This is a genomic window from Holdemania sp. Marseille-P2844 (genome assembly GCF_900120005.1).
In the GTDB taxonomy this organism is placed as follows: Bacteria; Bacillota_I; Bacilli_A; order Erysipelotrichales; family Erysipelotrichaceae; genus Holdemania.
In genome coordinates, this window is the sequence record NZ_LT635449.1 from 152,913 (window position 1) to 178,003 (window position 25,091).

25 protein-coding genes and 1 other annotated feature are annotated in these 25,091 nt (G+C 52.0%); of the genes, 3 read left to right on the top strand and 22 right to left on the bottom strand.

The window, feature by feature from the left end; all coding sequences use genetic code 11:
- Positions 1-45: 45 nt before the first annotated feature.
- The 3 genes from BQ7364_RS03440 to BQ7364_RS17915 form a co-directional block, all read right to left on the bottom strand.
- On the bottom strand, positions 46-2,274 hold the full coding sequence (locus tag BQ7364_RS03440) for a peptidoglycan D,D-transpeptidase FtsI family protein (RefSeq protein WP_072683422.1): 2,229 nt from the start codon (positions 2,272-2,274) through the stop codon (positions 46-48).
- A 167-nt stretch (positions 2,275-2,441) separates the two neighbouring features.
- Positions 2,442-2,648, bottom strand: coding sequence for a hypothetical protein (locus BQ7364_RS17910; protein WP_159432748.1), 207 nt, complete (start codon positions 2,646-2,648; stop codon positions 2,442-2,444).
- Positions 2,645-2,782, bottom strand: a complete 138-nt coding sequence (locus tag BQ7364_RS17915) for a hypothetical protein (protein WP_159432749.1) — start codon at positions 2,780-2,782, stop codon at positions 2,645-2,647. Before BQ7364_RS17915 ends, BQ7364_RS17910 begins: the two co-directional genes overlap by 4 nt.
- A gap of 94 nt (positions 2,783-2,876) precedes the next feature.
- Here BQ7364_RS17915 and ispG point away from each other — a divergent pair, with 94 nt between their 5' ends.
- Both ispG and BQ7364_RS03450 read left to right on the top strand, forming a co-directional pair.
- Complete coding sequence (gene ispG / locus BQ7364_RS03445) at positions 2,877-3,932, top strand: flavodoxin-dependent (E)-4-hydroxy-3-methylbut-2-enyl-diphosphate synthase (RefSeq protein ID WP_072683423.1); 1,056 nt, start codon at positions 2,877-2,879, stop codon at positions 3,930-3,932.
- Between the two features lie 82 nt (positions 3,933-4,014).
- Positions 4,015-4,893 carry a carbohydrate kinase family protein gene (locus BQ7364_RS03450; RefSeq protein WP_072683424.1) on the top strand — a complete coding sequence of 293 codons (879 nt, stop codon included), beginning with the start codon at positions 4,015-4,017 and terminating at the stop codon, positions 4,891-4,893.
- Positions 4,894-4,974: 81 nt separating this feature from the next.
- Here BQ7364_RS03450 and BQ7364_RS03455 read toward each other — a convergent pair whose 3' ends face one another.
- The 5 genes from BQ7364_RS03455 to BQ7364_RS03475 all read right to left on the bottom strand — a co-directional run bounded on the left by BQ7364_RS03455 (position 4,975) and on the right by BQ7364_RS03475 (position 10,202).
- On the bottom strand, positions 4,975-5,745 hold the full coding sequence (locus tag BQ7364_RS03455; RefSeq protein WP_072683425.1) for a class I SAM-dependent methyltransferase: 771 nt from the start codon (positions 5,743-5,745) through the stop codon (positions 4,975-4,977).
- A 119-nt stretch (positions 5,746-5,864) separates the two neighbouring features.
- Positions 5,865-7,007: a transglutaminase domain-containing protein gene (locus BQ7364_RS03460; protein ID WP_072683426.1), complete on the bottom strand. Its 1,143-nt coding sequence runs from the start codon at positions 7,005-7,007 to the stop codon at positions 5,865-5,867.
- A 332-nt stretch (positions 7,008-7,339) separates the two neighbouring features.
- Positions 7,340-7,789, bottom strand: a complete 450-nt coding sequence (locus BQ7364_RS03465) for a hypothetical protein (protein WP_072683427.1) — start codon at positions 7,787-7,789, stop codon at positions 7,340-7,342.
- Positions 7,790-7,951: 162 nt separating this feature from the next.
- Positions 7,952-8,839, bottom strand: coding sequence for a deoxyribonuclease IV (locus BQ7364_RS03470; RefSeq protein WP_072683428.1), 888 nt, complete (start codon positions 8,837-8,839; stop codon positions 7,952-7,954).
- A complete protein-coding gene (locus BQ7364_RS03475; RefSeq protein WP_072683429.1) occupies positions 8,832-10,202 on the bottom strand; it encodes a DEAD/DEAH box helicase in 1,371 nt (456 codons plus the stop codon). The genes BQ7364_RS03470 and BQ7364_RS03475 overlap by 8 nt, the downstream gene beginning before the upstream one ends.
- A gap of 312 nt (positions 10,203-10,514) precedes the next feature.
- Between BQ7364_RS03475 and ispH the strand changes: the two genes are divergently transcribed.
- Entirely contained in the window at positions 10,515-11,426 is a 912-nt protein-coding gene (gene ispH, locus BQ7364_RS03480) for a 4-hydroxy-3-methylbut-2-enyl diphosphate reductase (protein ID WP_072683430.1), read from the top strand.
- Between the two features lie 62 nt (positions 11,427-11,488).
- On the opposite strand, the gene BQ7364_RS03485 is transcribed toward ispH, so the two are convergent.
- From BQ7364_RS03485 to BQ7364_RS03550, 14 genes are all read right to left on the bottom strand, one after another.
- The gene (locus tag BQ7364_RS03485) at positions 11,489-12,703 is read right to left on the bottom strand and encodes a WG repeat-containing protein (RefSeq protein ID WP_072683431.1); all 1,215 of its coding nucleotides are present in this window, start codon (positions 12,701-12,703) and stop codon (positions 11,489-11,491) included.
- 374 nt (positions 12,704-13,077) lie between these two features.
- Positions 13,078-13,788 carry a pseudouridine synthase gene (locus tag BQ7364_RS03490; protein ID WP_072683640.1) on the bottom strand — a complete coding sequence of 237 codons (711 nt, stop codon included), beginning with the start codon at positions 13,786-13,788 and terminating at the stop codon, positions 13,078-13,080.
- Entirely contained in the window at positions 13,788-15,425 is a 1,638-nt protein-coding gene (locus BQ7364_RS03495; protein WP_072683432.1) for an oligosaccharide flippase family protein, read from the bottom strand. The genes BQ7364_RS03490 and BQ7364_RS03495 overlap by 1 nt, the downstream gene beginning before the upstream one ends.
- Before the next feature lie 2 nt (positions 15,426-15,427).
- Complete coding sequence (locus tag BQ7364_RS03500; RefSeq protein WP_072683433.1) at positions 15,428-16,018, bottom strand: hypothetical protein; 591 nt, start codon at positions 16,016-16,018, stop codon at positions 15,428-15,430.
- 266 nt (positions 16,019-16,284) lie between these two features.
- Complete coding sequence (locus BQ7364_RS03505) at positions 16,285-16,446, bottom strand: DUF1540 domain-containing protein (protein WP_072683434.1); 162 nt, start codon at positions 16,444-16,446, stop codon at positions 16,285-16,287.
- Positions 16,439-16,666: a sporulation protein Cse60 gene (locus tag BQ7364_RS03510; RefSeq protein ID WP_072683435.1), complete on the bottom strand. Its 228-nt coding sequence runs from the start codon at positions 16,664-16,666 to the stop codon at positions 16,439-16,441. The genes BQ7364_RS03505 and BQ7364_RS03510 overlap by 8 nt, the downstream gene beginning before the upstream one ends.
- Positions 16,667-16,714: 48 nt before the next feature.
- A complete protein-coding gene (gene dapA / locus BQ7364_RS03515) occupies positions 16,715-17,587 on the bottom strand; it encodes a 4-hydroxy-tetrahydrodipicolinate synthase (protein ID WP_072683436.1) in 873 nt (290 codons plus the stop codon).
- Positions 17,584-18,162, bottom strand: a complete 579-nt coding sequence (locus BQ7364_RS03520) for a dipicolinate synthase subunit B (RefSeq protein ID WP_072683437.1) — start codon at positions 18,160-18,162, stop codon at positions 17,584-17,586. The genes dapA and BQ7364_RS03520 overlap by 4 nt, the downstream gene beginning before the upstream one ends.
- Positions 18,159-18,962: a dipicolinate synthase subunit DpsA gene (locus tag BQ7364_RS03525; protein ID WP_072683438.1), complete on the bottom strand. Its 804-nt coding sequence runs from the start codon at positions 18,960-18,962 to the stop codon at positions 18,159-18,161. The genes BQ7364_RS03520 and BQ7364_RS03525 overlap by 4 nt, the downstream gene beginning before the upstream one ends.
- 182 nt (positions 18,963-19,144) lie before the next feature.
- On the bottom strand, positions 19,145-20,371 hold the full coding sequence (gene tyrS / locus BQ7364_RS03530) for a tyrosine--tRNA ligase (protein WP_072683439.1): 1,227 nt from the start codon (positions 20,369-20,371) through the stop codon (positions 19,145-19,147).
- Between the two features lie 35 nt (positions 20,372-20,406).
- Positions 20,407-20,611, bottom strand: a binding site (T-box leader).
- A gap of 35 nt (positions 20,612-20,646) precedes the next feature.
- The gene (locus tag BQ7364_RS03535; protein ID WP_006060268.1) at positions 20,647-21,639 is read right to left on the bottom strand and encodes a LacI family DNA-binding transcriptional regulator; all 993 of its coding nucleotides are present in this window, start codon (positions 21,637-21,639) and stop codon (positions 20,647-20,649) included.
- On the bottom strand, positions 21,617-22,312 hold the full coding sequence (locus BQ7364_RS03540; protein ID WP_072683440.1) for a hypothetical protein: 696 nt from the start codon (positions 22,310-22,312) through the stop codon (positions 21,617-21,619). Before BQ7364_RS03540 ends, BQ7364_RS03535 begins: the two co-directional genes overlap by 23 nt.
- A complete protein-coding gene (locus BQ7364_RS03545) occupies positions 22,305-22,733 on the bottom strand; it encodes a hypothetical protein (protein WP_072683441.1) in 429 nt (142 codons plus the stop codon). Before BQ7364_RS03545 ends, BQ7364_RS03540 begins: the two co-directional genes overlap by 8 nt.
- A gap of 299 nt (positions 22,734-23,032) precedes the next feature.
- Positions 23,033-24,802: an oleate hydratase gene (locus BQ7364_RS03550; RefSeq protein ID WP_072683442.1), complete on the bottom strand. Its 1,770-nt coding sequence runs from the start codon at positions 24,800-24,802 to the stop codon at positions 23,033-23,035.
- Positions 24,803-25,091 lie beyond the last annotated feature (289 nt).

Sequence of the window (25,091 nt, forward strand, 5' to 3'; positions counted from 1 at the left end):
ATTACTATATTTTTTGAAAAACCTGTTAATTCTTGTGATTTTCGTTTACTGTGCCGGATCGGACGATGCTTGCGGTTCAACAGGATCCTGCGCTGGCGGCAATGCCGGAGTATCCGTCGGGATTTCCGCGCCCGGATCCGTATCCGCTGGCAGATTGGCATTTTCCGCGACGTCATTCGGATTGTATATCGCTTTGGTCAGCTCGTTGGTGATCCGCAGACAGAGATTGCTTTGCGATCCGCCGCCGGTGATCCAGGCGTTCGGAATCATGCATGCCATCGCAAATTCCGGATTTTCCGCCGGCGCGTAAGCGACGACGCTGTTGTTGGTCGTATCATAGCGGGTCGTCGTCCCGTCTTCGCTGGTCACATTGATAAACGATTCCGCCGTGCCGGTTTTGGCGGACATGGTAACCGGCACATCCGTTAAGCCATAACAGATTCCCCCGTAAACGCAGGCGTTGAAGCCCTGCCGCACCCGCTCCAGCGCGGATGGATTTTCCAGTGTTGACAGCACGTTGACATAGTTCTCATAAACGACGTTCTGCGTGCCCGGATCAAACGCCCGGCGCACCAGGCGCGGCTGGATTTTCTTGCCCCCATTGGCAATCGTTGAAACATACTGCGCCAGTTCAATCGTCGTATAGTTATCCAGCTGACCGATCGCAAAGTCCAGCGTGTTGCCGGCGTTGGCCAGCTTGCCCGGCATATAGCCGACCGCTTCATTCGGCACGTCGATGCCCGTTAATACACCCAGACCAAACTGACTGTAATAGCTGCGCATCAGCAGATAGGTATTCGCGTCGATCTGCAGCGGATTGTTTTCAATATACGTGCCGCCGCCCAAACGAATCGCAACGTTGAACATGAACACGTTGGACGACTGCGCCAGTGCCTGCACGTCATCAACCCAGCCCAGCGTCTTCCAGGATTTCTTGATCGGCGTGTCCTTGATTTTAATATAGTTGTCCAAAATCTTCTCGCCCGGCTGAATTACGCCCTGATCCAGTCCCATATAGACCGTCGCCCCCTTGACGACCGAGCCAGGCGCATAAGCGTCGGTGTAGATGCTTGTCGGACTGGCGCTGATCGAGCCGTCAGCATTGCGGATCATGCATGACATCGCCAGGATATCGCCGGTATTCGGATCCTGCAGCACATACATGATCCGGTCCATAAACGGACGCCACGGATCATCTTTATATTCCGTCAGCACCTGGGTTAAAATCTCGTCCAGCTTCTGCTGCAGCCGCGCATCAATCGACAATTCCAGATCGTAGCCCTTGGATCCCTCATTGACCTCGCTCAGATAACCCGTGCCGTTTTCATCATAAGCCAGATCATAGACTGACCGCTTCCCGCTGAGCAGACCCTCATATTGCTTTTCCAGACCGGAACGTCCGACTTTCTCATTGCGGGAATAATCCAGCGCCAGATAGTAATCCAGATCCTCCGATGGCAGCCCCTGCTTGGAGGTCGTCACGGTGCCCAGTACTGATTTCAGCATCGTCCCGAACGGATACTCGCGGTCCCAGTCGAAGTCGACGTTAAAGCCCTGGTAATCTTCCATGTGTTCGATTAAAAATGCCGCTTCCTCCACAGTGACGTCGCTTTTGATAATCTTGGTCTGACCGCTGGAAGGCATATCCATCGCCTGCTTGACGACATATGCCTTGCGCAGATCGGTATCCAGCGTCTGTAAATCCTCCTCGGTAATCCGTGCCAGCTCCAGATAATAAATGTCGTTGTCATTCAGATCACCTTTATAATACGCCGCCATTTCTTCTTCGGTGATCCGTTCGGCGTCGATTTCCTTTTTATGCAGACTCAGATACAAATCTTTCAAATCCCGCGTGCCCAGCTGGGTTTCATCCACTTCATAATCCGTTGAAAAACGCCGCGCCAGCTCCCATTCTTTTTCATCTGAGATTCCCTGAGGCGGGAAATAGGTAATATTCAAACGTTGTTTATTACCGACCAGCACCTGGCCGTTGCGGTCCAGCATCTCACCGCGCGGGGTTGTCACCGTCTGATAACGGCGGGTATAGGTCGCCAGCTTCTGCGCGTAATCATCAGTCTTGAGCATCTGAATCGAATACAGCCGGACGACGATCGCCGCCATGCCCACGCATACCGCCAGCGCGACCAGCTGAAAACGCCGGGTGACAATCTTGCTTAAATCCAGCGCTTTGCGCAGGTGTTCGCTGCTGCCTTCCCAATGCAGTTTCTTATCATCTTTAGTTTTTCTTGGTCCAAGTAACGGTTTATTTGTCATGCACGATCTCCTCGTATGCCTTATTATACCTTATTTTTTTCTGATTGAAGCTAAAACTTGCAGCAACCGGATGAAAACCTGTTCACGCAAACCATGATAAGCTCAGCTTGCAAAGGATTCAGAAGTCGCAAACGGAAATTCAACTTACGCAGATCATCTTCTATGATTTAAAGTTTGCCGCTTCCCGCTTTTATCCCCCTTTTCAAGATACCCATCTCCGTTTTCAAGCTTGTTAATCCTTTATATTTCCTTTTTATCTGCCCTGCATGGCAAATACGCCGCATGCAGAAAATGGAGAAAGCCGCTTTGTCTTTGCGATTTTTTAAAGTTGATTTTCCGCCTTTTTTACCAGTGAAAAAGGGAAATGCTTTCATGTTGATTGTTTGTAAAACGAAGCTTTTGCACGTTTGACAAAATTCTGATATTTTGCTTTCAGCGTATAGATACCCGCCTGTTCCACGTGAGTTTGATCTCCTGCTTTGACCAGAATCCCGTCGTTGACCGACATTGCCAGTCCTCCATTCAGGTCTGCCTTTTTCCTTTTCTTTCTCCTGTCCGCCCGCTTTCATATTTATGCTATAATGGTTACTGAGGTGAATTTCATGAGAAAAAGAACGGAAACCCGTCCGATCCAGGTTGGAAACTTGCAGATCGGCGGTCAAAATCAAGTGATCATTCAGTCGATGACCAATACCAAGACAAAAAACGTCGCGGCGACCGTGGAACAAATCCGCCAGCTGACGGACGCCGGCTGCCAGATCGTCCGGATGGCGGTCTATGATCAGGAAGACGCGCGGGCGATCCGGGAAATCAAGGCTCAGGTCAGCGTCCCGCTGGTTGCCGATATCCATTTCGATTATAAATTGGCCCTGACCGCGATTGAATCCGGCGTCGATAAGATTCGCATCAATCCCGGCAATATCGGCGCCCGGGAAAACGTCATCGCTGTCGTCGAGGCCTGCAAGCAGCATCACGTTCCGATCCGGATCGGCATCAACAGCGGATCCCTGGAAAAAGCGGTGCTGGAGAAATATGGCCGGCCGTGCGCGGAAGCGATGATCGAAAGTGCCCGCAAGCATGTTGAAATTCTTGAGGAACTGGACTTCCATGACATCTGTTTATCGTTTAAATCCAGCGACGTCATGCTGACGATCGAGGCGTACCGCCTGGCTTCCGAGGTCTTCCCCTATCCGCTGCACTTGGGTGTGACCGAAGCCGGAACCTTTACATCCAGCGCGATTAAATCCAGCGCGGCGCTGGGCGCGCTTCTGATGGACGGGCTGGGCGACACCATCCGCGTTTCCGTCAGTGCGGATCCGGTTGAGGAATTGCGCATCTGCAAGCAGCTGCTGCGCTGTTTCAATCTGATCGACAACGTCCCGAATCTGGTCAGCTGCCCGACCTGCGGGCGGATTCAGTACAATATGATTCCGATTGCCGAAGAAGTCGAACGCTTCCTGGCGACGATTGACGCCAACATCACGGTTGCGGTCATGGGCTGCGCGGTCAACGGACCGCAGGAAGCCAGCCGGGCCGACATCGGCATCGCCGGCGGCAAAGAGGAAGGCTTATTGTTCAAGAAAGGCCAGCTGATCCGCAAAATTCCACAGGATCAGATCGTGGAAGTCTTAAAAGAAGAAATTTTGAAAATGATTTAACATTCCGGCTGCCGCAGCTTGTTTCCTGCGGCAGTTTTTCGATCGAAGAAGACAATGGCCAACGTTTAAGGAGGAATGGATTATGACGGATCTATTATGTTTCGGCAGCTGCGTGCTGGATCTTTATGCGGATGGGCAAAAGCCTGCGGTCGGCGGGGATGCGGCGAATCAGGCGATCTTGTTATCCAAACTCGGCTTCTCCACGGCCTGCAGCGCCCGGCTGGGGCAGGATCAGGAAGCGGATCTGATCCTCGCTCAGCTTCAGGCGCATAACGTCAAGATTGACTGGCTGCGCCGGCATGCCGGCGAGATCACAACACATTCCCGTATTCAGCTGGACGCGCAGGGTGAACGGCGCTTCACCGTTACCGGCGAAGCGCACCGCCATTTCACGCTGGCTGATTTTCCGATGGAGGCGCTGCCTTCTCTTCGCGCCTTGTCGTTAGGCTCGCTGTTTACGCTGCATGAGCTGGAAATTTCCGGCATGGAACTGATTTTTAGCCGCGCGCGGGATTTTGGCCTTCCGATTTACAGCGATACGACCCGCGACCGGCATCACAAAGGGTTGTCCGGCGTGGCGCATCTGCTTCCTTACATCGACGTTTTCATGCCCTCGCTTGAGGAAATCCGTCCGCTGTGCTCACGCTTCCAGCCGGATGAAATCGCGGAAGAATTACTCCGGTTCGGCATAAACACCGTGGTCCTGAAAATGGGGTCTAACGGCGCCAACGCCTATCGAGCAACGCAAGTCTGGCGCTGCTGCGGCTATCCCGCCAAGGTTGTCGACACAACCGGCGCGGGCGACAGCTTCTGCGCCGGCTTCATCGCCAGCTCGCTGACCGGCCTTCCCATTCCTCATGCTTTGGAAAACGGCTGTTGGTGCGGGGCGCAGGCCGTCCAGACAAAAGGAGCGAACACCGCTGGGCTCGATCCATTCCGCCTGCCCTGGCCGCTGCGTTAAACTGCCGATTCAGCCATAAAAAAGACAGAAATCCAAGCTGAAAAGATATCCTGTTTCAGCTTGGATTTCTGTCTTTTTAATTTAGGGTTTCCGTGCGAGATACAGATCGAGCGTATCATAGATCCGAATCTGGTCTCCGGTTTCCTGTAAACGTTGGGCCATTGTCTGTTCAAAAGCCCGGCGACGAGCTTCCGGCAGCGCCCGATGATCAGAATACGTATTCAGCAACCCCAGATACGCTTCGGTATTCAGCGTCCGCACGCGCTGGTACAAATGCGTTTGAACGGATGCGAAGCCCGCCTCGATAAGCCGGTCTTTCCATACCGCCAGATCCGTTTCATCAAATTCCTTCAAAGCCTGATCCGACGGACAAAATTGTTGATAAACCTCGCGGTTGATCCGGTTCGACGGATCTTCCAGCCGGTTTGGATAAGGATGATTCCAGAATAAGGCCAGGCAGCCCTGCGGCTTCAACAAGCGCAGCACTTTCTCTAATGCCTCTCTCTGCGGCAGCCAGTGAAAAGCCGTCGCGCAATAAATCCCATCCCAGCTGTTTTCGGCCAGCTCCAGTTCCATAAAATCTCCCAGAATCACCTGAAACCGTGATCTCTGCTTAAACTTATCGCGGACAAATCGAGCCAGATTCTCCCCCAGCTCCACCGCCGTCAGATCACAGCCGGTGTCCAGGATTGGCTGGGTAGCCTGTCCTGTGCCGATTCCGATTTCCAAGATCCGGCTTTGCCCTCCGGCATGAAAGCTTTCGATCACATCCTGCATCAGCGCATCGGGATACCCCGGACGAAAGCGATCATAATTCTGTTCGTCTTCATTGAATTTCAAACGCAGCTCCACGTTCTTCCCCTCCTTCAATCCTTCTTAATTTAAGTTTATCACAAAATCAATTTCAACGTCTTTCAAAGCGGAGATTTTTATCACTTCCCCTCGCGCCGCGCTGCGATCAAAGCTTTTTGTTAAGCGTCCTTTCCCGACGTTGCCCAGAACGCATCCCAGTCAGTCGTAAACATGCGGGAAGTCGATAACTGCGTATTTACAGGAATCAGATAAACAAAATCGCTGATTTCACGTCCGCAGACTGCCGGACGTTCGAAACGGAATGTATTCTTTGTCATATAATCGCGGTAGTCGTCTAAAACAAACGCCTCGCCATTATAGTTCGCTTCCGGATTCGCGGTCAGCGGACGCCCTTCGATCAAGGCCGGGCGCAGCGCTTCCACATCGATATAATTTCCCTGTTCGTCCATTAACATTAAATTGTAGGTCGGATCCAGGAAGATCCACTGATCCAGCTGTTCGCTGTACGCCTGCACGACGACATGACACTCCTGATCCCATTGACTTGCCGAAAGACACCAGACCGGCACCGCCTTCACCCCATAGCTGCGCAGGATCCCGCTTAACAGCACCGAAAGGTTGTTGCAATTCAAGCCGCCTCCCTCGTCGCCATAGACGCCGACGCTGTCAAACGCAATATCGCCGCGATATTGCGAATAAGAGCTGTGATCATATTCCTCGCAGACCCAGAACAATCCGGCTTTCATCAGCTCCACGTCAGTTTTTCCGCCCAAAACCTCATCCAGATGATGTTTGTCCAGCCACGATGCTGCCTGCGAATCTTTTCCCAGCTCAAATTGATAGGCCGGGACTTTGCCGTCAGGCGCATAGTCCTGATATTTTACCAACAGTTCCAGCCGCTCCCGGGTTGAAGCATTGAGGCTGAAATTCAACAGATCGTCGGCTTCGGGTTCATTCCATTTCAGCGTTACGTCCAGTGTCTGCCCATTGTTATTCAGACTTCCCTGATAGTCGTCCTCTCCCTGGGAGAGGGTCAGCGTAAACGGTTCATTTTCATAAATGAACAGGAGCTTTCCCGCCTCTTCCTCCAATCTTTGAAGCGGCGATTGCACGCCGATCTGGCCAAGCCACCCCCGACCGGTGTTGATCAGAACCAGCCGCCGGTCATGGTCGATGAAAAACCCGCTGCCTTCATAAAATCCAATCGGCAGGGATTCCAGGGATTCAGTCGCAGTTGTTTTTACCGCGCAGCCGCTCAGCAGGCAGAGTAAACCAAACATGATTTTGATTGTTTTTATCATTTCGATTTCCCCCATTCATTTTGATTTTAAACAATCTGTACTATTTATAATAATACAGTATCATTAAAAATTCAAAAAGACAAGAACGACTTGATCCGACTTTATCTGACAACCAGAATCCCCGCGGAAGTGACGCTCAATCAGGAAGGATTGGAAACAGTTGATCCCGGCTTCTAAAAAGGAAGATAACAAAAAAACGAACCATTCGCAAACAGCGAACAGTCCGTCATCTGAAGTGAAAGAATTCCAGATTTCTTTACTCAGCGCATCCTCGAATCATCCGCGCGAGTATGGTTCTTTTTTTCCAATTTTAACCGCTCAATCAGGAAAGATTACTTTGCAAGTGTTTTCCGCCATTCGTTTTCCATGGCCTGTGAAATATGATAGCTTTCATATTCCGGCATAAACCCTTCGTGCCAGATATGAAATTTCAAACCGTCAAACTGAGTGAAAATCTGCCGTGCTCTTTCCAAGCCGGAAGGGCAGTATTTGAAATTGACAACCGCGGTGGTCCAGCGCTTCCCGCTAAGGATGGTCGGTTCTTCGTCAACAAAACGACTATACAGTTGATTCTCTTTTATTTTCCATGTCATCAGATCATCCTGACCACAAAATAATGTCCAAACCCCGTCGCCGCCGGAAACGTTCGGAAAATATTTTTGCTTTATGAGTTCCAGAAAAAGTTCGCTGAACTTCGTAGAGGCGTCGATCGTGTAGGTAAGGGTATGATCGTCGACGTCATCTCCCATACAAACATGTTGACGGCTGATCGTTATATCCACTTTTTATTCCTCCCTGTTTGCTTTTATCCTGCGCTTTTATTCTACTATAATTTTCAAAGGACGGAAATAGTTTTTCCCCAGCCTGAATTTCAACGATAAAAGGCATAGCCCGCAAAAGGCCATGCCCTGCCATGGATTCAATTTTATCAGATTTCCCTCAAGCTATTTTTCCGCTTTCAGGCAATCCAGCTTCCGGGGATCGAAAGCGCCGCTTCGCAGCATTTCGATTTCCAGCCCATACGGCGCGTGATCGTCGACATACGGCGTCTCCAGAATTTTAACGACATCCCCCAGCCGCGGATCCGCAAATACCCGGTACAGCGAATCAAAACCGATTTCACCATGACCTAAATTGGCGTGGCGGTCCTTGCGTGCACCGCGGACGTTTTTGGAATCATTGAGATGGATGACCTTTAATAAGGACAGCCCGATCATGTCGTCCCATTGCTTTAACACTGTATCCAGCTCAGCCACCGGGTAGCCGGCATCATGGATATGACAGGTATCCAGACAGAACGCGATCCGCTCTTTCTTCATCACACCCTCGCGCATCGCCTTTAGCTGTTCAAAGTTCCAGCCCAGCTCACTGCCCTTGCCCGCCATTGTTTCCAGACAGATCAGCATATCGTGATCATCCTGAGCGAGCGCCTGATTCAAACCTTCGATGATCTGCGCCAGACCTTCTTCCGCCGTCGCCTTGACGCTGCTGCCGGGATGCAGAACAAGATACCGCGCGCCGATTGCCGCCGTCCGGGCCAGTTCCTGCTTCAGGAAGCGGACGCCCAATTCAAAGGTATCCGGATTCTGAACGTTGCCCAGATTGATGATATAGGGCGCGTGCACGATCACGTTTTCTAACGGAATCCCGTGTTCCTTTAACAAACTCTGTGCTTCTTCAATCCGCAGCTGTTCCACCGGCTTGCGCAGAGTGTTCTGCGGCGGCCCGGTATAAATCATCAAAGCATTGGCTTTGTAAGACAACGCTTCTTTGACCGCGCCCGCAAAATAGTCCGGCGCTTTCATCGAAACATGACAGCCGATCTTATTCATCGCTTCCCTCCTGTCGTTTCTGGCGCTGCAGCGCCTTGTAGCGTTCCTTGCGCTGTGCCTGGATTTCGCTCTGGATCATCGCCCGGCGTTCCTTGCGCTGGATCTGCTTGACTAAAGCGGCCTTTTTCTTCTTATATCCCGGTTTGACCTTTTCCTTCTTCCGGTTCAGCGACCGTGCGATTTCCTTTTCGCGCTGCTGCCCCGGCGACATTCTGCGGCGATCGGCCTGCCGCTGCGCCTGCCACGCGCCGTTTTTAAACGAGCGGACTTCAAAATGCACGCCGCGTTCTTTCAAGGATCGAATTGCACGTTCATCCTGTTCCTGATATAACGCGAAGCACGTTCCCTCACGGCCTGCCCGGCCGGTCCGGCCCGCACGGTGGATATAAAAATCCAGTTCGTTCGGGAATCCCAGCGAAACAACATGCGTAATCCCGTCGATGTCAATTCCGCGCGCGGCGATATCCGTTGCCACGATGTAGCGGTGATCCGCCTGTTCCAGCTGCTTCATCGCCTGCCGGCGCTGACGCGGCTGCAGACCGCCGTGGATTTCGATCACCGGCACATCCGCCTCGCGCAAGGCGTTGGCGGTCGCAGCTGCTTCTTCGCGGGTATTCGCGAAAATCAGGCAGACATACGGCATAAAGCCCGGTAAAATCTGCAGCAGCGTTTCGGCATAGCTGCGATGCTTGCATGGAACCAGAATGTGCTCAATCTTCGGATCCATTTTCGTTTCCTGCTCGATTTTGATCGTCTGCGGCGTCTGCATATACTTCTTTAAGAACGGCTTGAGACCTTGGGGAATCGTCGCGCTGAACGCCATCATCTGTAAATGATTCCCCATTCGGGAAGCGATTGCGTCGATATCCTCCAGAAAGCCGAATTCCAGCGTCATATCCGCTTCATCGACAATCAGGATCGAAGCGGTATCGACCCGCAATACTTCCTGATCCAAAAATAAATCCTTGATCCGGCCCGGCGTGCCGATGACCAAATGCGGCTGGGTCTTCACGGAATCCGCCATTTTTTCCCGGTCCAGCCCGCCGGTAATCAGCCGTACACGCAGCCTTGGATCCGCCTGCGTCATCGTTTTGGCCCGGTTGTAGATCTGCATGGCCAGCTCGCGGGTCGGCGCGGTAATGACGGCCTGAACCTGCGGCAGCTCAGGTTTGATTTTTTCCATCAGCGGAATCAGAAAAGCATGGGTCTTGCCGGTGCCGGTTTCAGAAATGCCGATGATGTCCCGGCCTTTTAACGCGACCGGGATGACGGCGGCCTGAATCGCTGTCGGTTCTTGAAAGCCTTCCAGCTTGATCAATTTCTGCGTGCTCTCACGCAACGCGAAGTCGTTGAATTGTGTCATAAAAATCCTCCTTTACGGGGTGAAAACTTGTTTATTATCGAATCGGTTCCGATCGTTAAACTTCTCACTTTGCCCATCAATTATACAGATTTTAAGCTTTTTATGCAATTCTCACACCGCTTTTCCTGCATCTTTTTCCATGATCTTGCCCAGTCTTCCCGTTTTCAAGTCAATTTGTTTATTTTTTCAGAACAATCCGCCTGAAGGAGAGCATCTTACGGTTTTTTCGACGGACTCGCTGGATTTTATTTCACTTGCGCACAAATCGGCGTTCACGGTATAATGATTTCAGGAAAAAGGAGTGTTTCATTTATGGAAATCATCCCCGTCATTCCCCGCGGTTATTGCAAAGGGGTTACGCAGGCCATCGCGCTGGCCCGCAAAACAGCGCGGGAAAATCCGGGCGTGCCGATTACGATGCTCGGTATGATCGTGCATAACCGCTATGTCGTCGACGCCCTGCAGCTCGATCATATCCGCTGCGTGGAACAGGCAGGCAAAACCCGGCTGGAGCTGCTGGATGAAGTAAACGAAGGCATCGTGATCTTTACGGCCCATGGGATCAGCGAGGAAGTCGCCAAGAAAGCGCGGCAAAAAGGATTGATCTGCGTCGACGCTTCCTGTTCCGACGTCAAGGAAACCCAGCGCTTAGTCCGTCAGGCGATTGCCGAGGGTGCGGATGTGCTGTATATCGGCAAGCGCAATCATCCGGAGGCGGAGGCCGTGCTGGCGATCAGCCCGCGCGTGCATCCGGTGTATGATCTGGATTCGTTAGCCGCCCTCTCCCTTGACAATCCCAAAATTCTGGTCACCAACCAGACGACGATGAGCGTTCTGGAAATCGGCCGGCTGATGGATCAGATCCGCGCACGTTATCCGCATGCCCGCTTTGAAAGAGAGATCTGCAACGCTACCCGGATTCGTCAGGAAGCGATCCAGAAGCTAAAAAACGTCGACCTGTTGATCGTCGTCGGCGATCCGCAGTCCAACAATTCCAACAAACTGAAGGACATTGCGATTCAAAGCGGAATCCCGGAGGTGCTGCTGATCGAAACCGTGCGGCAGCTGAAGCCGCAGGACTACCTGGGCCGCGAGCGCATCGCCGTGACCAGCGGCGCTTCAACTCCGACCTACCTGACGCAGCAGGTAATCGGCTATCTCAACGAAGCTGCGCAAGGCAACACCCCGGAATATCCGGCCATTGAACTGGATCATCTGTTATAAAGACAACGCCGTTTTCACGGCGTTGCTTTTTCGTTTACGCGGGCAGTCAACCTTTCCGCGAATCACTGGATCGTGCGCTCACCTGCCTTTTCCAGCAAAATCTGACCGTCATAAAACGGCGCGGCAAAATCATATTCAAACGGAATCAAAATCGAACCATCCATCCCCAACACGCCATAGCGGCCGCTTTGATCCTGCGCAACGATTCGTCCATGATCCAAAGGATACGCCGCCCAGCGATCACGATCCGGATCGATTGGCAGCGGCGCCAAATATTGGCATGGAATAATTTCTTCTCCCGCGGCATTGACATACCCCCATAAGCCATCCCGCGCCACCGGAATCAGATCACCATTGATCGCCAGACCTTGATCATAGATTGCTCCGGTGATCAGCTCGCCTTTCTGGTTCACGACGCCGACGCGATCCAGCCATTCATATTCGGGCAGGCCCTCCGGCGTTTCAGAGTAGCCGCTGACAGCGTGATACAAGCCCAGCTCGCCGCTCATCCGCGACCCGTCGAAGGGATGAAAGATGCCCGGCCCATCATGGCCATACTGCACCAAGTATGCAGTGCCGGTGGCCACATCGCCATAGATCGCTTTCGCACTGATCCCATGTTCACCCCAACAGAGATGATAGGGCGTGTCAAGCAACAGTGAAAAATCATAAGCCTGAGCGTCGCAATGCAAGTCAAGACTGTCTAAAACAGGCGCCCGGCGGCCTGTGATTGGGACGATCACCTCTTCATGAGGGCCGGCTACTCCCCACAGGCCAGCTTTTTCCAGGATGAAGTATCCCTCAACAAGCTCCAATTCAGCCTCCGACTGAGGAAATTGCTGGATCAAAGGATAAATCGCATCAAAACTGATCTCAGTAAGCAGATCACGGTCCGGGTAAACGGGTTCCATGGCTTCAATCTCGTAGTCATTCAAGACTACAAGATCATTCTCATAGTTAAATTCAGGCTGATAAATAACGCGCAGTGCTGCCTGTTCAATCTCTTGCCGACCTCTTAGAATTACTAAGGAACCTGTCTTCAGGCGATCATCGCCCTCCACGACATAGTAAATATTATCTTCTAAATAGCGAGAACCCGCCGTGGTAGAATACAGAGCCACTTCAATTTCACCTTCCACCGCCGGGGTGGACGCCGGTGTTGCTTCCACGCAGGGTATCGTCTTGGGTTTGAACGTGGAGGAACTTTGTGGTTTAGTCTTTGTGCTGCAGCCAATCATTAAAAATAATCCCAAGATCAACAGACTGAATCGCCGCATCGTTTTTCTCCTTCCTTTTCTTCTATTATAAAGAAACGATCAGGATTATAAATAATTCGATTCACAATTTCATGGAAATGTAAGAAATGGCGTTGTCATGAGATCGACGGGGCCTTATTCCCTACCGTCTGCCAGGATAAACGACAGCAGGATGTCAAAACGTTAATTTGTTGACGGATCACACAAGTTTCCACAAATGTTGCGGTTAGGAATTTCTCTGCCTCGTTCAGGAAAATTGAGCCTGAGTCCTCACGGATGGACGTGCGCACAACGATTCAATTCAGCTGGTTCGTGTTGAAAAATGAATTGGGCAAAGGCTTCAGCGCTGATTCAACGAGGACAAGAAAAGGACTGGAATTGTTCTCCGGTCCCTTTTACTGTTCTGCTTTTTTATGTTTTTTCAAGGCTTCGATTTCCTGCGGCGTACAGTTCCGCCACGCTCCCGGCTGCAGCGTTTCATCCAGCTTCAGCGGGCCCATCGTCAGCCGTTTTAAATATACGACCTCGTTATCGCAGGCGTGCATCATCCGTTTCACCTGATGAAATTTACCTTCCTGAATTGTCAGCAGAATGATGTGCTTTGCCGTCTGCCGAAGCGTCGCCGGAAGGCAGACTTCCTCATCGCTGATCCGGATTCCCGTTTGGATGGCCGCTTCATACTGCGGATCCCAGGGTCTTTCCAAATGCACCTCATAAGTCTTATCGACATGCTTTTTCGGCGAAAGCAGATCATGCGCCAAAGCGCCGTCGTTGGTGATCAGCAGCAAACCTTCGGTATCAATATCCAGCCGCCCGACCGGAAATAAGTCGGAGCGGTTCGTTTTCAGACAATCCAGCACGGTTTCATAACGGCTGTCCTCCGTAGCGCTGATGACCCCCTGCGGTTTGTTCAGCATGATGTAAACTTCGGTTTCATAAGTGACGATCCGGCCGTCGACCTGGATCTGATCCTGCCGTTCGTCAATTTTCTGATCATCCTTTTTTACCCGCTGGCCATTGACCACAACCCGGCCCTTACGGACCAGCTCCTTAACCTCTTTGCGGGTGCCGAAGCCGGCATGCGCCAGGAATTTATCCAGCCGCATCATCGCACAAACCGCCTTGTCATCCGACGGACCATCGCCGGCAGGCTCATGTGGAACAGATGCTGCGGCAGCCGGAAGAACGCCGTTGTGATGACGTATGTCAACATGCCCAAAATGCCATAGGCCGCTAACTGCAATACGCCGACGACCCGGGATGTGTTCACCACGGTCAACCCTACCCAGCGCAGCAGAACAAAACAGCCGTTCATCGCGATCAAGCCGATCGCAATCGCGCCCAAGCGCCGCCAGACACGCGCATACTGGACTTTGTATTTCTTCTTGATCAGATTCAGGTTCAGGAAAATGATGACCAGCGACGTCACGACGCTCGAGGTGATCGCGCCGCTGAAGCCGGTATATTTCACTAACGGAAAGAACGTGATCAGCTTGACGACAAAGCCGATGATCAGATACAGGATGCTCTGGCGGCGAAAGCGCAGCGACATCATTAACGAGCTGCAAATCGGCGACAAAGTGCCGGTTAACGCCAATAATGAGCTCCATGCCAGCATTTCGCTGCCCAGGCTGAGATTTCCTTTGCCATACATGATGTAATAGATCGGCGAAGCCAGCGCGAACAGGCAGAAGCACAGCGGCGCGCCGATATACAAAACGGTGTCCAGACAATCCAGAACATTCCGCCGCAGTTCTTTAAAGTTGCGGTTTTCCAGCGAAATTGTAACATACGGAACAATCCCGGTCGAAAAGCCTAAAGCCAGCACCTGCGGAATCGAGGTCAGCTTGTTGCACTGCACCTGAATGATGCCCAGCGCCAGCTTGGCGTCCTCATAACTGCTTCCGGCGGACGTCGCCGTATTGATAAAAAAGTTATTGTTGACAATATTCATACTGTTACCCAATAACGCCGTGATCAGATACGGTAAGCCAAACAGAAGCAGCTCCTGAAACAGCTCGCCGACTTCCTTCGGCCGGCTTGTCTGATGCCGCGCCAGCTCCTTGATCGGCTGGTAATGCTTGCGGTCGTAGATCAGGTAATACGCGATCGCCGCGATCGCCGCCAGCGAAGTGGACAACACCGCCATATATACGGCGAAAATATTGTTCATATCCAGAATATAAACAAAAAAAGCACCCAGCGCCAGGAGGGAAACAACCCGGGTCAGCTGTTCCAGCACCTGCGAGAACGCGTAAGATTTCAAATCTTTTAAACCCTGGTAAAACCCGCGGAATGAGCTGAGAAATGGCACGCAGACAACAGCCAGCGACAGGATCATGAAGACATTGCGCAGAATTGCGACATCCTCCGGGGTTTTCTTCGCCCCCAGCACCGAAGCCGCCAGCGGCCCGGATACCATGATGAACAAGACCGCCATGACAAATCCGCTTAAAAGCATCAGCGCCATCGACAGCTTGCGCACCAGAATGACGGTTTTATAATCCTCATTATTGGAATATTTTGCGACCATCGCCGCGACCGCAAATGGAATCCCGGCTGAACAGATACTTAACAGGATATCGTAATACGTATAGGCGACGCTGTAAAACGACATATTCGCTTCCCCGGCGATCGCTGTAAACGGGACGACATAAAGAAGTCCCAGTGCTTTGGAAATAAAGATCCCGGCCGAGCTGGTTAACGCCCCGGCGATCAACGATTGTTTTTTACCCTTGGTCATGATTACTCACTGTCGTCCTCATCCTCCGCCGGCAGATCGTCGTGCGTCTCTTCCGGCTCTGGCTGCGGGGTTTCGTTCTGATTTTCAAAATCCCCTGTCAGCTGCAGGTATTCACGAGTTTCCTTCAATTTGGCGTAATCCTTCCACAGCACCAGCACATTCAAATTCACAGTCGGCGAAGCACTCTCTCCGCTGGCCATCAAGCCCTTCACATAGCCCAGCTTGGGATAGACCTGATGGGGAATCAGCGAATATTCTTCATTTTCCAACAAGCCGACCGACGGCGCGATCACTGCGGTTTGGGAATAATCCACCGCCTCGTCGATCACCAGCATCTCCACGTCAACCATGGCGACCTGCGGATTATCGAGAATGACATAATACCGGTAAGTACCGTCAGGAAGCTGGTTCATGACGACTTCGAGATCATAAAAATCCGATTTTTCCTGAAATCGGTCCATCTCCATAATGGATTTATAGTAAGCAGTATACAGCTGCATTTTTTCCGTACTGATTTGATTCGGATCCTTTTTAGAACAACCGCCGATCACAAACAAGGCAGCGGCCATCAGGCAAAGTATCTGTCTGCGCATAAACAACACCTCCAGAGTATTATAACATAAGACGTTAAGCTTACAAAAGGATTAATTCCCGCTTTTGTCTCCATCCCGCCAAAATTCGTCCGGCCGCGCTTCAAAGTCCTGACTTAATACAACCCTCAAAGAGAAAAACTGAAGCAGATAGACGACCCTGGGGAACGACTTTCTCCCTGATGGTCTTTTCACTTCGCAAGATGGAAAGAAAAAGAAACTGCTTCTTTTCCCCAGCAGCCTGTGGAAGAATCAGTTTCTCCTTTGCTTTAGCGCTCGGCCTTTTTCTTGAAGGTCCGGCACAGCGTTTCATGATCGCAGCATGGCTGAATGCATTCGTCGCAGCCAACTTCAATCTTTTCAGCGGTGCATTCGCATTGCGTGTTGTATACGCAGGTCTTGACGTTGCACCCGATCCGGTTCTTATTCATCGTCATCGCCTCCCGCATTTATCCTTCCCGTTTCCGCCGATTTTATCCGGTAGACGATCATCCCGCTGAAGCTGTACAGCTGTTCGGGTATCACGGAGAAATGCGAGGTTGCCAGCTGGACCGACAGGACGTCGTTTTCACTCAGCTCCGCCAGAAATTCGTTCAGGCTGTCGGTCAGGTCATCCTCATGCTGCTCGTCAAAGACTTTCACCTGGATCATGTTTCTCACCCTGCTTCAGCATACCCGCAGGCCCTGGGCGAAATTTGTCTAAAGCAGGGCGTGCTGCTGCATAAAATCATGCAGCGCCTGTTTTTCCGACGGATCCAGCGGCACTAACGGCAGCCGCACTACGTCTGTGCACCAGCCCTGCAGCGCGAGCATCGCTTTGATATCTGAAGGCGAGGAAACTTTGAAGATCTGATTGCTGACCTGCTTCAGGCACTGATCCAGTTCGGTGTTCTCCACGCCGTATTGGTAATCTTCCCAGATCTTGACGATCATCCCCATGACGCAATGACCGGCGACCGAAACGATCCCGCTGATCCCCTCGCGCAAGCCTTCCAGAAAGTAGCCGTCTTCCCCGCTGAGAATCTGCACCTGATCATTGGCCATCAAGATTGCCCTGACCATCTCCATGTCGTGGCACGCCTGCTTCAAAGCCCGGATCTGGGGATAATCCTGAGCCAGACGGATCACGGTTTCCGCGCTTAACGCCACGCCGGAGCGCTTGGGTACATTGTAAAGCATGAGCGGTTTCTCACTGACGCGGGCGCACGCCGCGAAATGGGCGTATAACCCCTGCTGGGACGGCCGGACATAATACGGACACACAAGCATGATCCCGTCGACCGGTTCCGTATTGACCCAGCGGATGAGATCCAGCGTCTCTGCAGTGTTGTTGGTCCCGCATCCCATCCAGACGCAAACCCGCCGATCACTCTGCTTCAGCACGCAGCGCAGCACCTGTTGTTTTTCTTCCCGGGTTAAGGCGCTGGCCTCCGCCGTCGTTCCGCATACGACAAACCCGTCGCAGCCCTCCGCGATCAGCTTTTCGACGAGGTTGCTTAACGCGGTTAAATCAACCTCCCCGGATTCCGTCATCGGCGTGATCAGCGCCGTCATGCAATGGCCCAGCTTCATTGTGATCCCTTCCCTTCCAATAACAGCGGCTGAATCTGGCGGTCTTCCAGCGCGGCCTGCAGCGTGGCTTCGATCAAGCGCCAGTCGCTGACCAGACTGTTCGGTTTATGCACGTAGTCATCCTGTCCAAACGGCACGAAAAACAGATGCCGCAGCTGTTTCAGTCGCAGCAGGTTAACCCCCGAAAGACCGAGAAAATCATTGGACGCAATGCCCAGCACCAGCGGTTTCTGATTGCGCAGTAACGCTTTGGCCGCCAGGGTGACGGGCGTATCGTAAATTCCCAGCGCCAGCTTGTTCAGCTCGGTGGCCGTTATCGGCGCGATGACCATCGCGTCAAAATGGTCGATCGGACCGGTGCGCTCGGCTTCCTGCAGCGTCGTCATCACCGGCTTGCCCGTCAGACTCTCCAGCTGTTTTACCCGCGCGGCGGCCGTGCCGAAACGGGTATCCAGACGCGCGGTATTCTCGCTTAAAATCATCGTAACAGGCCAGCGTTCAACCATGTCCGTCAGCTGTTCGATGACTGCGGCATGATTGCAGAAGGATCCGCACATTCCCCATAGAAGCTTCATCGTTTCACCTCTTTCAAAATCACGTCGGCCAGGATTTCACCAGCGCTCTGCCACGCCACGATCCCCGGCAGCGGCGGCGCGGCGATGACGTGCGTATCCTTGCGCTTATACACGCGTTCGCTGACGCCGACCGCCCGCGAAGCGATATCAATGATCAACGGCTGTGTCTGCCAGCCGGCCACCATCGCCTCGCTGATCACCTCGATGGGCGCGGTGTTGATCACGACCGGCCACGGCTGCTGAAACTGCCATTCCTGCAAAGGGATAAAGGCGTACGGCAGCAGCGAGGATTCAGGATGCGCATGCGCGGAAACAATCCTGACTTTTAGCCCCAGCTGATGAAACAGTCCGGCAATCGCCCGGCCGCAGTGCCCGAAGCCGATCACATCGTAACGATATTCCGCCAGCGAGCGCGGCGTATTCTGGATCACCATCGCCAAAATTCCCTCCGCCGTTAACGCCGCGTTGGCCGCAACGACCTCCTCCCGTGCTAAAAGTGAGATCACCGTCTGCGGCAGCTTCTTAATGTACGGCGTGATCACTCCCGTAAAAATCAACGTTTCCTTGCGCAGCGACGCAAAGAAATCCTTCATGCAATACCCTCGTTTTTTGAGTTCGATAAATCCGTCGTCGCTGACGCCCTGAATCGGCAGGATGACCAGATCCATTCTGTTCGCCATCCGTTCGATCTGTTCCATGTCTTTTTCACACCGGCCTTCCTGGACCTGAATCCCGGCCGACCGTAAACGCTGAATGATAATTTCCATTCGCTGGTCATTCACAAACACGACCGCTTTCATGGATGCACCTCCTCTTGTATCCCATTCTATGACAAAAAAAAAGAAGGGTTCCTGTCCCTTCGGTCCTTGCCGAGGGAAACAAACCCTTCCTGATCTTTCAACGCTTTTTCAGCCCGATGATCGCTCGCCCTTTCCCATCTTGTTCTTAATGACAATCTTCTCTTTTTGGCGCGGGATTGCGATTATTGGAAGTCGCAGACAAAATAGTTCTTCTTGCCTTTGCGCAGAATCGTAAATTCCTGATTAAATGCCTCGCTGCGGCAGACCGGCGTCATCGGATCCGTCACCTTTTCACCGTTGACCTGAATGGAACCGCCCACGATCCACTCGCGGCCTTCGCGCTTGCTTTTCGCGATGCCGCTCGCCACCAGCACGTCCAGTAACGGCTGCTTGTCCTCAATCGTAAAGCGCGGCATGTCGGAAATCCCCTGCTTCAGTTCCTCGACCGTCAGATCCCTGAGATTGCCGCCAAACAGCGTCTGCGCGATTTTAATCGCAGTGTTGTACGCTTCTTCGCCATGGATGAACGTGATGACTTCCTTCGCCAGCGTCTTATGCGCTTCGCGTAAATGCGGTTCCGTCCGGTTCTTTTCTTCCAGTGCTTCGATTTCCTCCCGGCTTAAGAAAGTTAAAAACTTCAGGTAATCAATGACCTTGCTGTCCTCGGAGTTGATGAAGAACTGGTACATTTCATAAGCCGACGTCTTGTTGATATCCAGCCAGATCGCATGACCGTTGGTCTTGCCGAACTTCGTGCCGTCCGACTTGGTCAACAGCGGCATCGTAAAGCCATAAGCTTCCTGTCCCGTCTTCTTGCGGATCAGCTCAATCCCGGCCGTGATGTTGCCCCACTGGTCCTGACCGGCCACCTGCAGCGTGCAGCCCTTATTTTCATGCAGCCACCAGAAATCCATCGCCTGCATCAACATGTAAGAGAACTCGGTATAGGTGATGCCGGCGTCCAGACGGCGGCGTACGATATCCTTGTTCAGCATGTAATTGATATTGAAGTATTTCCCATAATCCCGCAGAAAGTCAATGAAGTTGATGTCCTTGTACCAGTCGTAATTGTTGACGACCTCAAAGCCGAAGACTTTCTCCGCCTGCTTTTTCAGGCATTCATAGTTGTGATTGACTTCTTCTTTTGTGACCATCGGCCGTTCCGCATCCGGCTTCGGATCGCCGATCAGCCCGGTGCCGCCGCCGACCAACAAGATTGGATTGTGTCCGGCGTCTTTTAAACGCTTGCTGATGAGAAACGATGAGAAATGCCCGATGTGCAGACTATCCCCGGTCGGATCTGTCCCAATATAAAACGTCATGCCTCCGGCGTTCAATTTCTCCCGCAACTCCGGCGAGCTGACATCTTTGATCAATCCCCGCCATTCCAGTTCTTCATAGATACCCATTTGATTTTTCCTCCTTCAAAATAAAAAGACGCCCCCATAAGGACGTCTTTGCGCGGTACCACCTTAATTCATATCCCTTGGTTTCTCAGGATATGCTCTTCTTCATAACGCCGAAGTCCGCGTCCTATCTTTGCCATAGGAGGCTCCGAGGTGTATTCCCCTTTTCCTGCTGCCTTTTCGCACCACCCAAAGGCTCTCTTCCAGCATTCCAAGGCTACTCTTTCTCTTCCCAGCCTGTTAGAGCTATTATAGCCGCAGACCGGTGAAGATGTCAATCACAAAGTCGACTGCCGCGGTGTAAACAGATAGCTCAATTCAATTTCTTTGTCGATATCGTCGGTATTTTCCTGCAGCATCTTCGTCATGACGCGCATCGAAACCGCGCCCAGATCATAGGACGGAATCGCAAAGCTGGAAATCTGCGGCCGCATCATCGAATTGTATTTCGTGTCGATGACGCAGACAATTTCCATTTCCTTCGGAATGTCGATGCCGTTTTCCTTGGCCGCGTTGACGACTGCGATCGCCTGCGAATCCCGGTTGGCGATAATCAGGTCATGCTTGTGATCCTGCAGATAATCCTTCATGAAGTCATACGACGTGCGGTACTGACCCGGAATCTCCAGATAGCCGTTGAATTCCAGACCTTTGGTTGCATACGCTTTCTTCGCGCCGTTGATCATCTGATCAATGGAATAGCCGTTTTTGCGGTCCTGAATAATTGCGATGTCACGCTTGCCGCCTTCCAAATACTTCATGACCAGCTCATAAACGGCGTTCTCAATGTCGACGTAGACCGAGCTGATCTTGGCGTCGGACACCTTGTTGCCGATAATCACGATCGGTACGTTGTATTTGGTCAGCGTATTCAGTTCTTCGCGCATCAGCTTGTCGTTATAAATGACGACGCCGTCGACCCGGGACTTAATGATATTTTCAATGATATCGTTGATCTCGTTGATGCCTTCGGTCGTCGTGTGAAGCATGATGTTGTATTTATAGATTTTCGCGACGTCCAACAGTCCGTTGATGATCTGGCCGGTATACGTGAAGCTGGCCTCCGGAATCACCAGCGCGATCGTCGTCGTCTTCTGCAGAGCCAGCCCCTGCGCAATCGCGTTCGGCTTGTAGCCCAGTTTTTCAATCGCTTCCTCGACCTTTTGCTTGGTTCCGCCCTTAACGACGTTGCTCCCGTTGATGACGCGGGATACCGTGGCCAGGGAAACGCCGGCTTCGTTAGCTACATCATAGATTGTTACTCTCTTCATGCTCTGCACTGTTCTCCTTTTCTTCTTCGTTTTCCGGTTTGGCTTCCGGTTCAGCTTCCGCGGCCGGCTGCGGTCTTAACCAGTTTTTCAGCGCGTCGACCGTCTTTTCCGCGACGTCGATCGTCACATCCTTGGCTTTTTCAATATTCTGCTGCACTTCCGGCTTGCTTGTAAAGTCCTTCACAGCACGCTGTCCTTTTTCAACCAGAGCGGCTGTGCCGTCTTTGATCTGATCGACTTTTTCCATCAGATCTTCATTGTTTTTCAGCTCGTCCAGTCCGCTCTTAACGCAGCAGGATACCTTTTCACTGACGTCGCTGACTGATTTTTTGATATCCTCAACGGCTTTGTTCAGCTTCGGATCCGTCTTGATGTCGTTAAACAGCCGCTGAGATTCCGCTACGGCCTTATCGGTCGTGGCTTTGACCTGGCTCATCGTTTTGCGGTAGGTGTCGCTGTCCTGAACCTGAGCCGTTAACAATTTCAGCTGATCGATACCCTGATTCAGAATTTCGATGGCTTTCTTCGCCGCTGCCTGGATCTTTTCCTTGACTTCCGACGACTGCTGACTGCCGGCGTCTTCCGCCTCACGGTTGATTTCTTCGATCTGTTTTTTCAGATCCTCTACCGTTTTTTCCACTTCTTCGTCCACTCGTTTGTTTTCGTCACTCATGTTCTGTTCCTCCTTCACTCTGAGTTTTAGGTTCGTCGCTTTCCGTCGGGACTACTGCCGCGGGTTCCGGCTGCGGCGCCGGTTTCTTCTTCGCTGAGCGCGCGGCGGCCGCCTCCCTGGCGCTGTCGAGATTCCCGGCCATAAAACCAGCCATATTTTTGACAGCTCCCACAGCACTTTCCTGAACCTGGTCAATCGTTGAAGATAGCCGGACCACTGTGTCCAAGGGCGCCTGAAGCTTGTCAATGCTTTTATCTACCCCCTCCATCGCGGAACCCGCCTTCTGAACCATGACCGTTAATTCCTTAATAAATGTGACGCAATGGCGCAATAAATAAATAAGAAAACAAAGTACAGCGACCCCCAGAATCGGGACCAGCTGTACTGAAACTTTATACATGGCCGCCAATAGTTCGTCCATCAAAATCACCTCAAGTGTATTATACTCAATTATGAAAAGATTTTCAATAAATTTGATAGCGCTTAACCTTGCGATTGTTCAGAAAATTGTATTGAAGCTGATAAAAGATGGAAATGACGGGCTTTTCTCACGTTTCGACAGATATCCGGAATGTGAAGATTCGGCGAAACTTTTGCACGGATTTGTTTTCTACCCTGTTTCGTTCCCTTTTTGAACTTCGTCAAAGCATGCTCAACAGCCAATATAATAAAGATCCCGACTCGCTGGAATCAGGATCTTGTATGCTGTTTCGGATTGATTTAAATCAGATGATATTCTTCCAGCAGTTCTTCGATCACCGTGCCCTGGATTTTTTTCAGACCTTTCTTTTCAAGCCAGTGAACCAGCCACGGCACCTTGATGTCTTCCAGCTTGCGGCCATCCAGCATCTTATAGGTCGAATCCATCAGAACGCGGACATCGTACACCGAGTTGAAGACCTCCGGCACGCCGCGATCAACATTTAAGAGCGTATAGACCGCTTCCATGCCGGTGCGGACAGAGTATTCCGTGGTGAACACCGTATCGCGGACGGTATCGGCAAACTGTCCGATGAATGCAAAGTTCACGCAGCCCTCCGGGACAACCTTCGGGCGATCGCCTGCTGTGCGCGGCATGAAGAAGGCGGTGATATACGGCATCATGCATGGGATGCAGCGGGCGGAATTAACCGCCATGTCATGAATCTGATCCTCTGGCACGCCCAGATGATACAGCCATTCCTCCGTGATTTCCGTACCGGTGCACTCGCGCATCGGCTTCTTCACGTAGTTGCCCGGAACATCGCCGAACAGGCCGTAAACCCAGACGACCAGCTGGTCCTTCGGCTGATCCTTGAAATGCGGCTGGCGGTTCAGCGTGTAGCTCATCAGCCAGTTGGAATCCTTGACGGTGATGATACCGCCGGTGACGACCTTGCCGCTGAACGGATCACGCTTGCAGATCTTCTGGATATACGGCGGGATGCGGTCGTCCAGCGTGGTGACGGTCGCAGATTCCCAATAGGTCTTATCGGTCTGCGTGCAGAATTTATCCGGATGTCCAAACGCCGGATCCTGCGCCGCGATGTTGCGCCACAGCTGCCAGCAGCCGCCGTTTTCAGTGTTGAACTGCGGTGCGTGGTCATTGTCGCCCAGACTGGAATTTTCCGTGCAGCTGCCGTTGGTCACGAAGACAAGATCGTTTTCCGTCAGCGGGATCGTGATTTCCCGGCCTTCCCTGACGCAGACGATTCGGCGGGCCACCTTCTTTTCCCCGGTGATCTCAAATTCCACATTGGTCACGCGCGTCTCATAGTCAAACTGCACATGATGCTCTTCCAGATATTTTACCATCGGCAGGATCAGGGATTCGTACTGATTGTACTTCGTAAATTTCAGCGCGGAGAAATCCGGCAGGCCGCCGACGTGATGGATGAAGCGCTGGATATACAGCTTCATTTCCAGGGCTGAATGCCAGTCCTCAAACGCGAACATCGTGCGCCAGTACAGCCAGAAATTACTGGAGAAGAATTCGTCGTCGAAGACGTCGGTAATCTTTTTGTCATAGAGATCCTCGTCCTTCGTGAAGAACAGCTTCATGATCTCCATCGCCGCTTTGTCGCTCAGACCGAATTTGCCGTCAGTATGCGCATCTTCGCCGCGGTTGATCGTCGCACGCATCAGCGAATAGTTCGGGTCGTCCTTGTTGAGCCAGTAGTATTCGTCCAGTACGGAAACGCCTTCGGTTTCTAAGGACGGAATGGAACGGAACAGATCCCACAGACATTCAAAGTGATTTTCCATTTCCCGGCCGCCGCGGATGATGAAGCCCTTCTGCGGATCCTTGATCCCATCGCAGGCGCCGCCGGGCAGCTTGCCTTCCTCCAGAATATGGATGTGCTCGCCCTTCATCTGGCCATCGCGGACCAGGAAACATGCCGCGGACAAGGCCGCCAGTCCCGAGCCGACCAGATATGCGGACTTGTTGTCAACCCCTTCCGGCTTGCGCGGATGTGCAAATGCTTCGTAGTTACCATTGCTGTAATACATTCTCTATCTTCCTCCTGTTTGTTTTTTTCTAACCGTCTTCAGCTTACTTCTTCCTGACCTCTGCCGCCATAGACACCGCCAAGAGCCTGTATAAAATTCCGACAGACAAAAAAATCTGTCCTGATTTTAGCCAAAAACGAACAAATGTCAAAAAACAGGAAAGTCAGAACGGGCTTGTAGAAAAACATCTCTGTTTCTTTCCCTATTTTCAAAATCGGCTATTCTCCTTCTCTTTTTACGTTTCCTTCACACCGAACAAAGTTAGCACAAAAAAAAGGTTCTATAAATT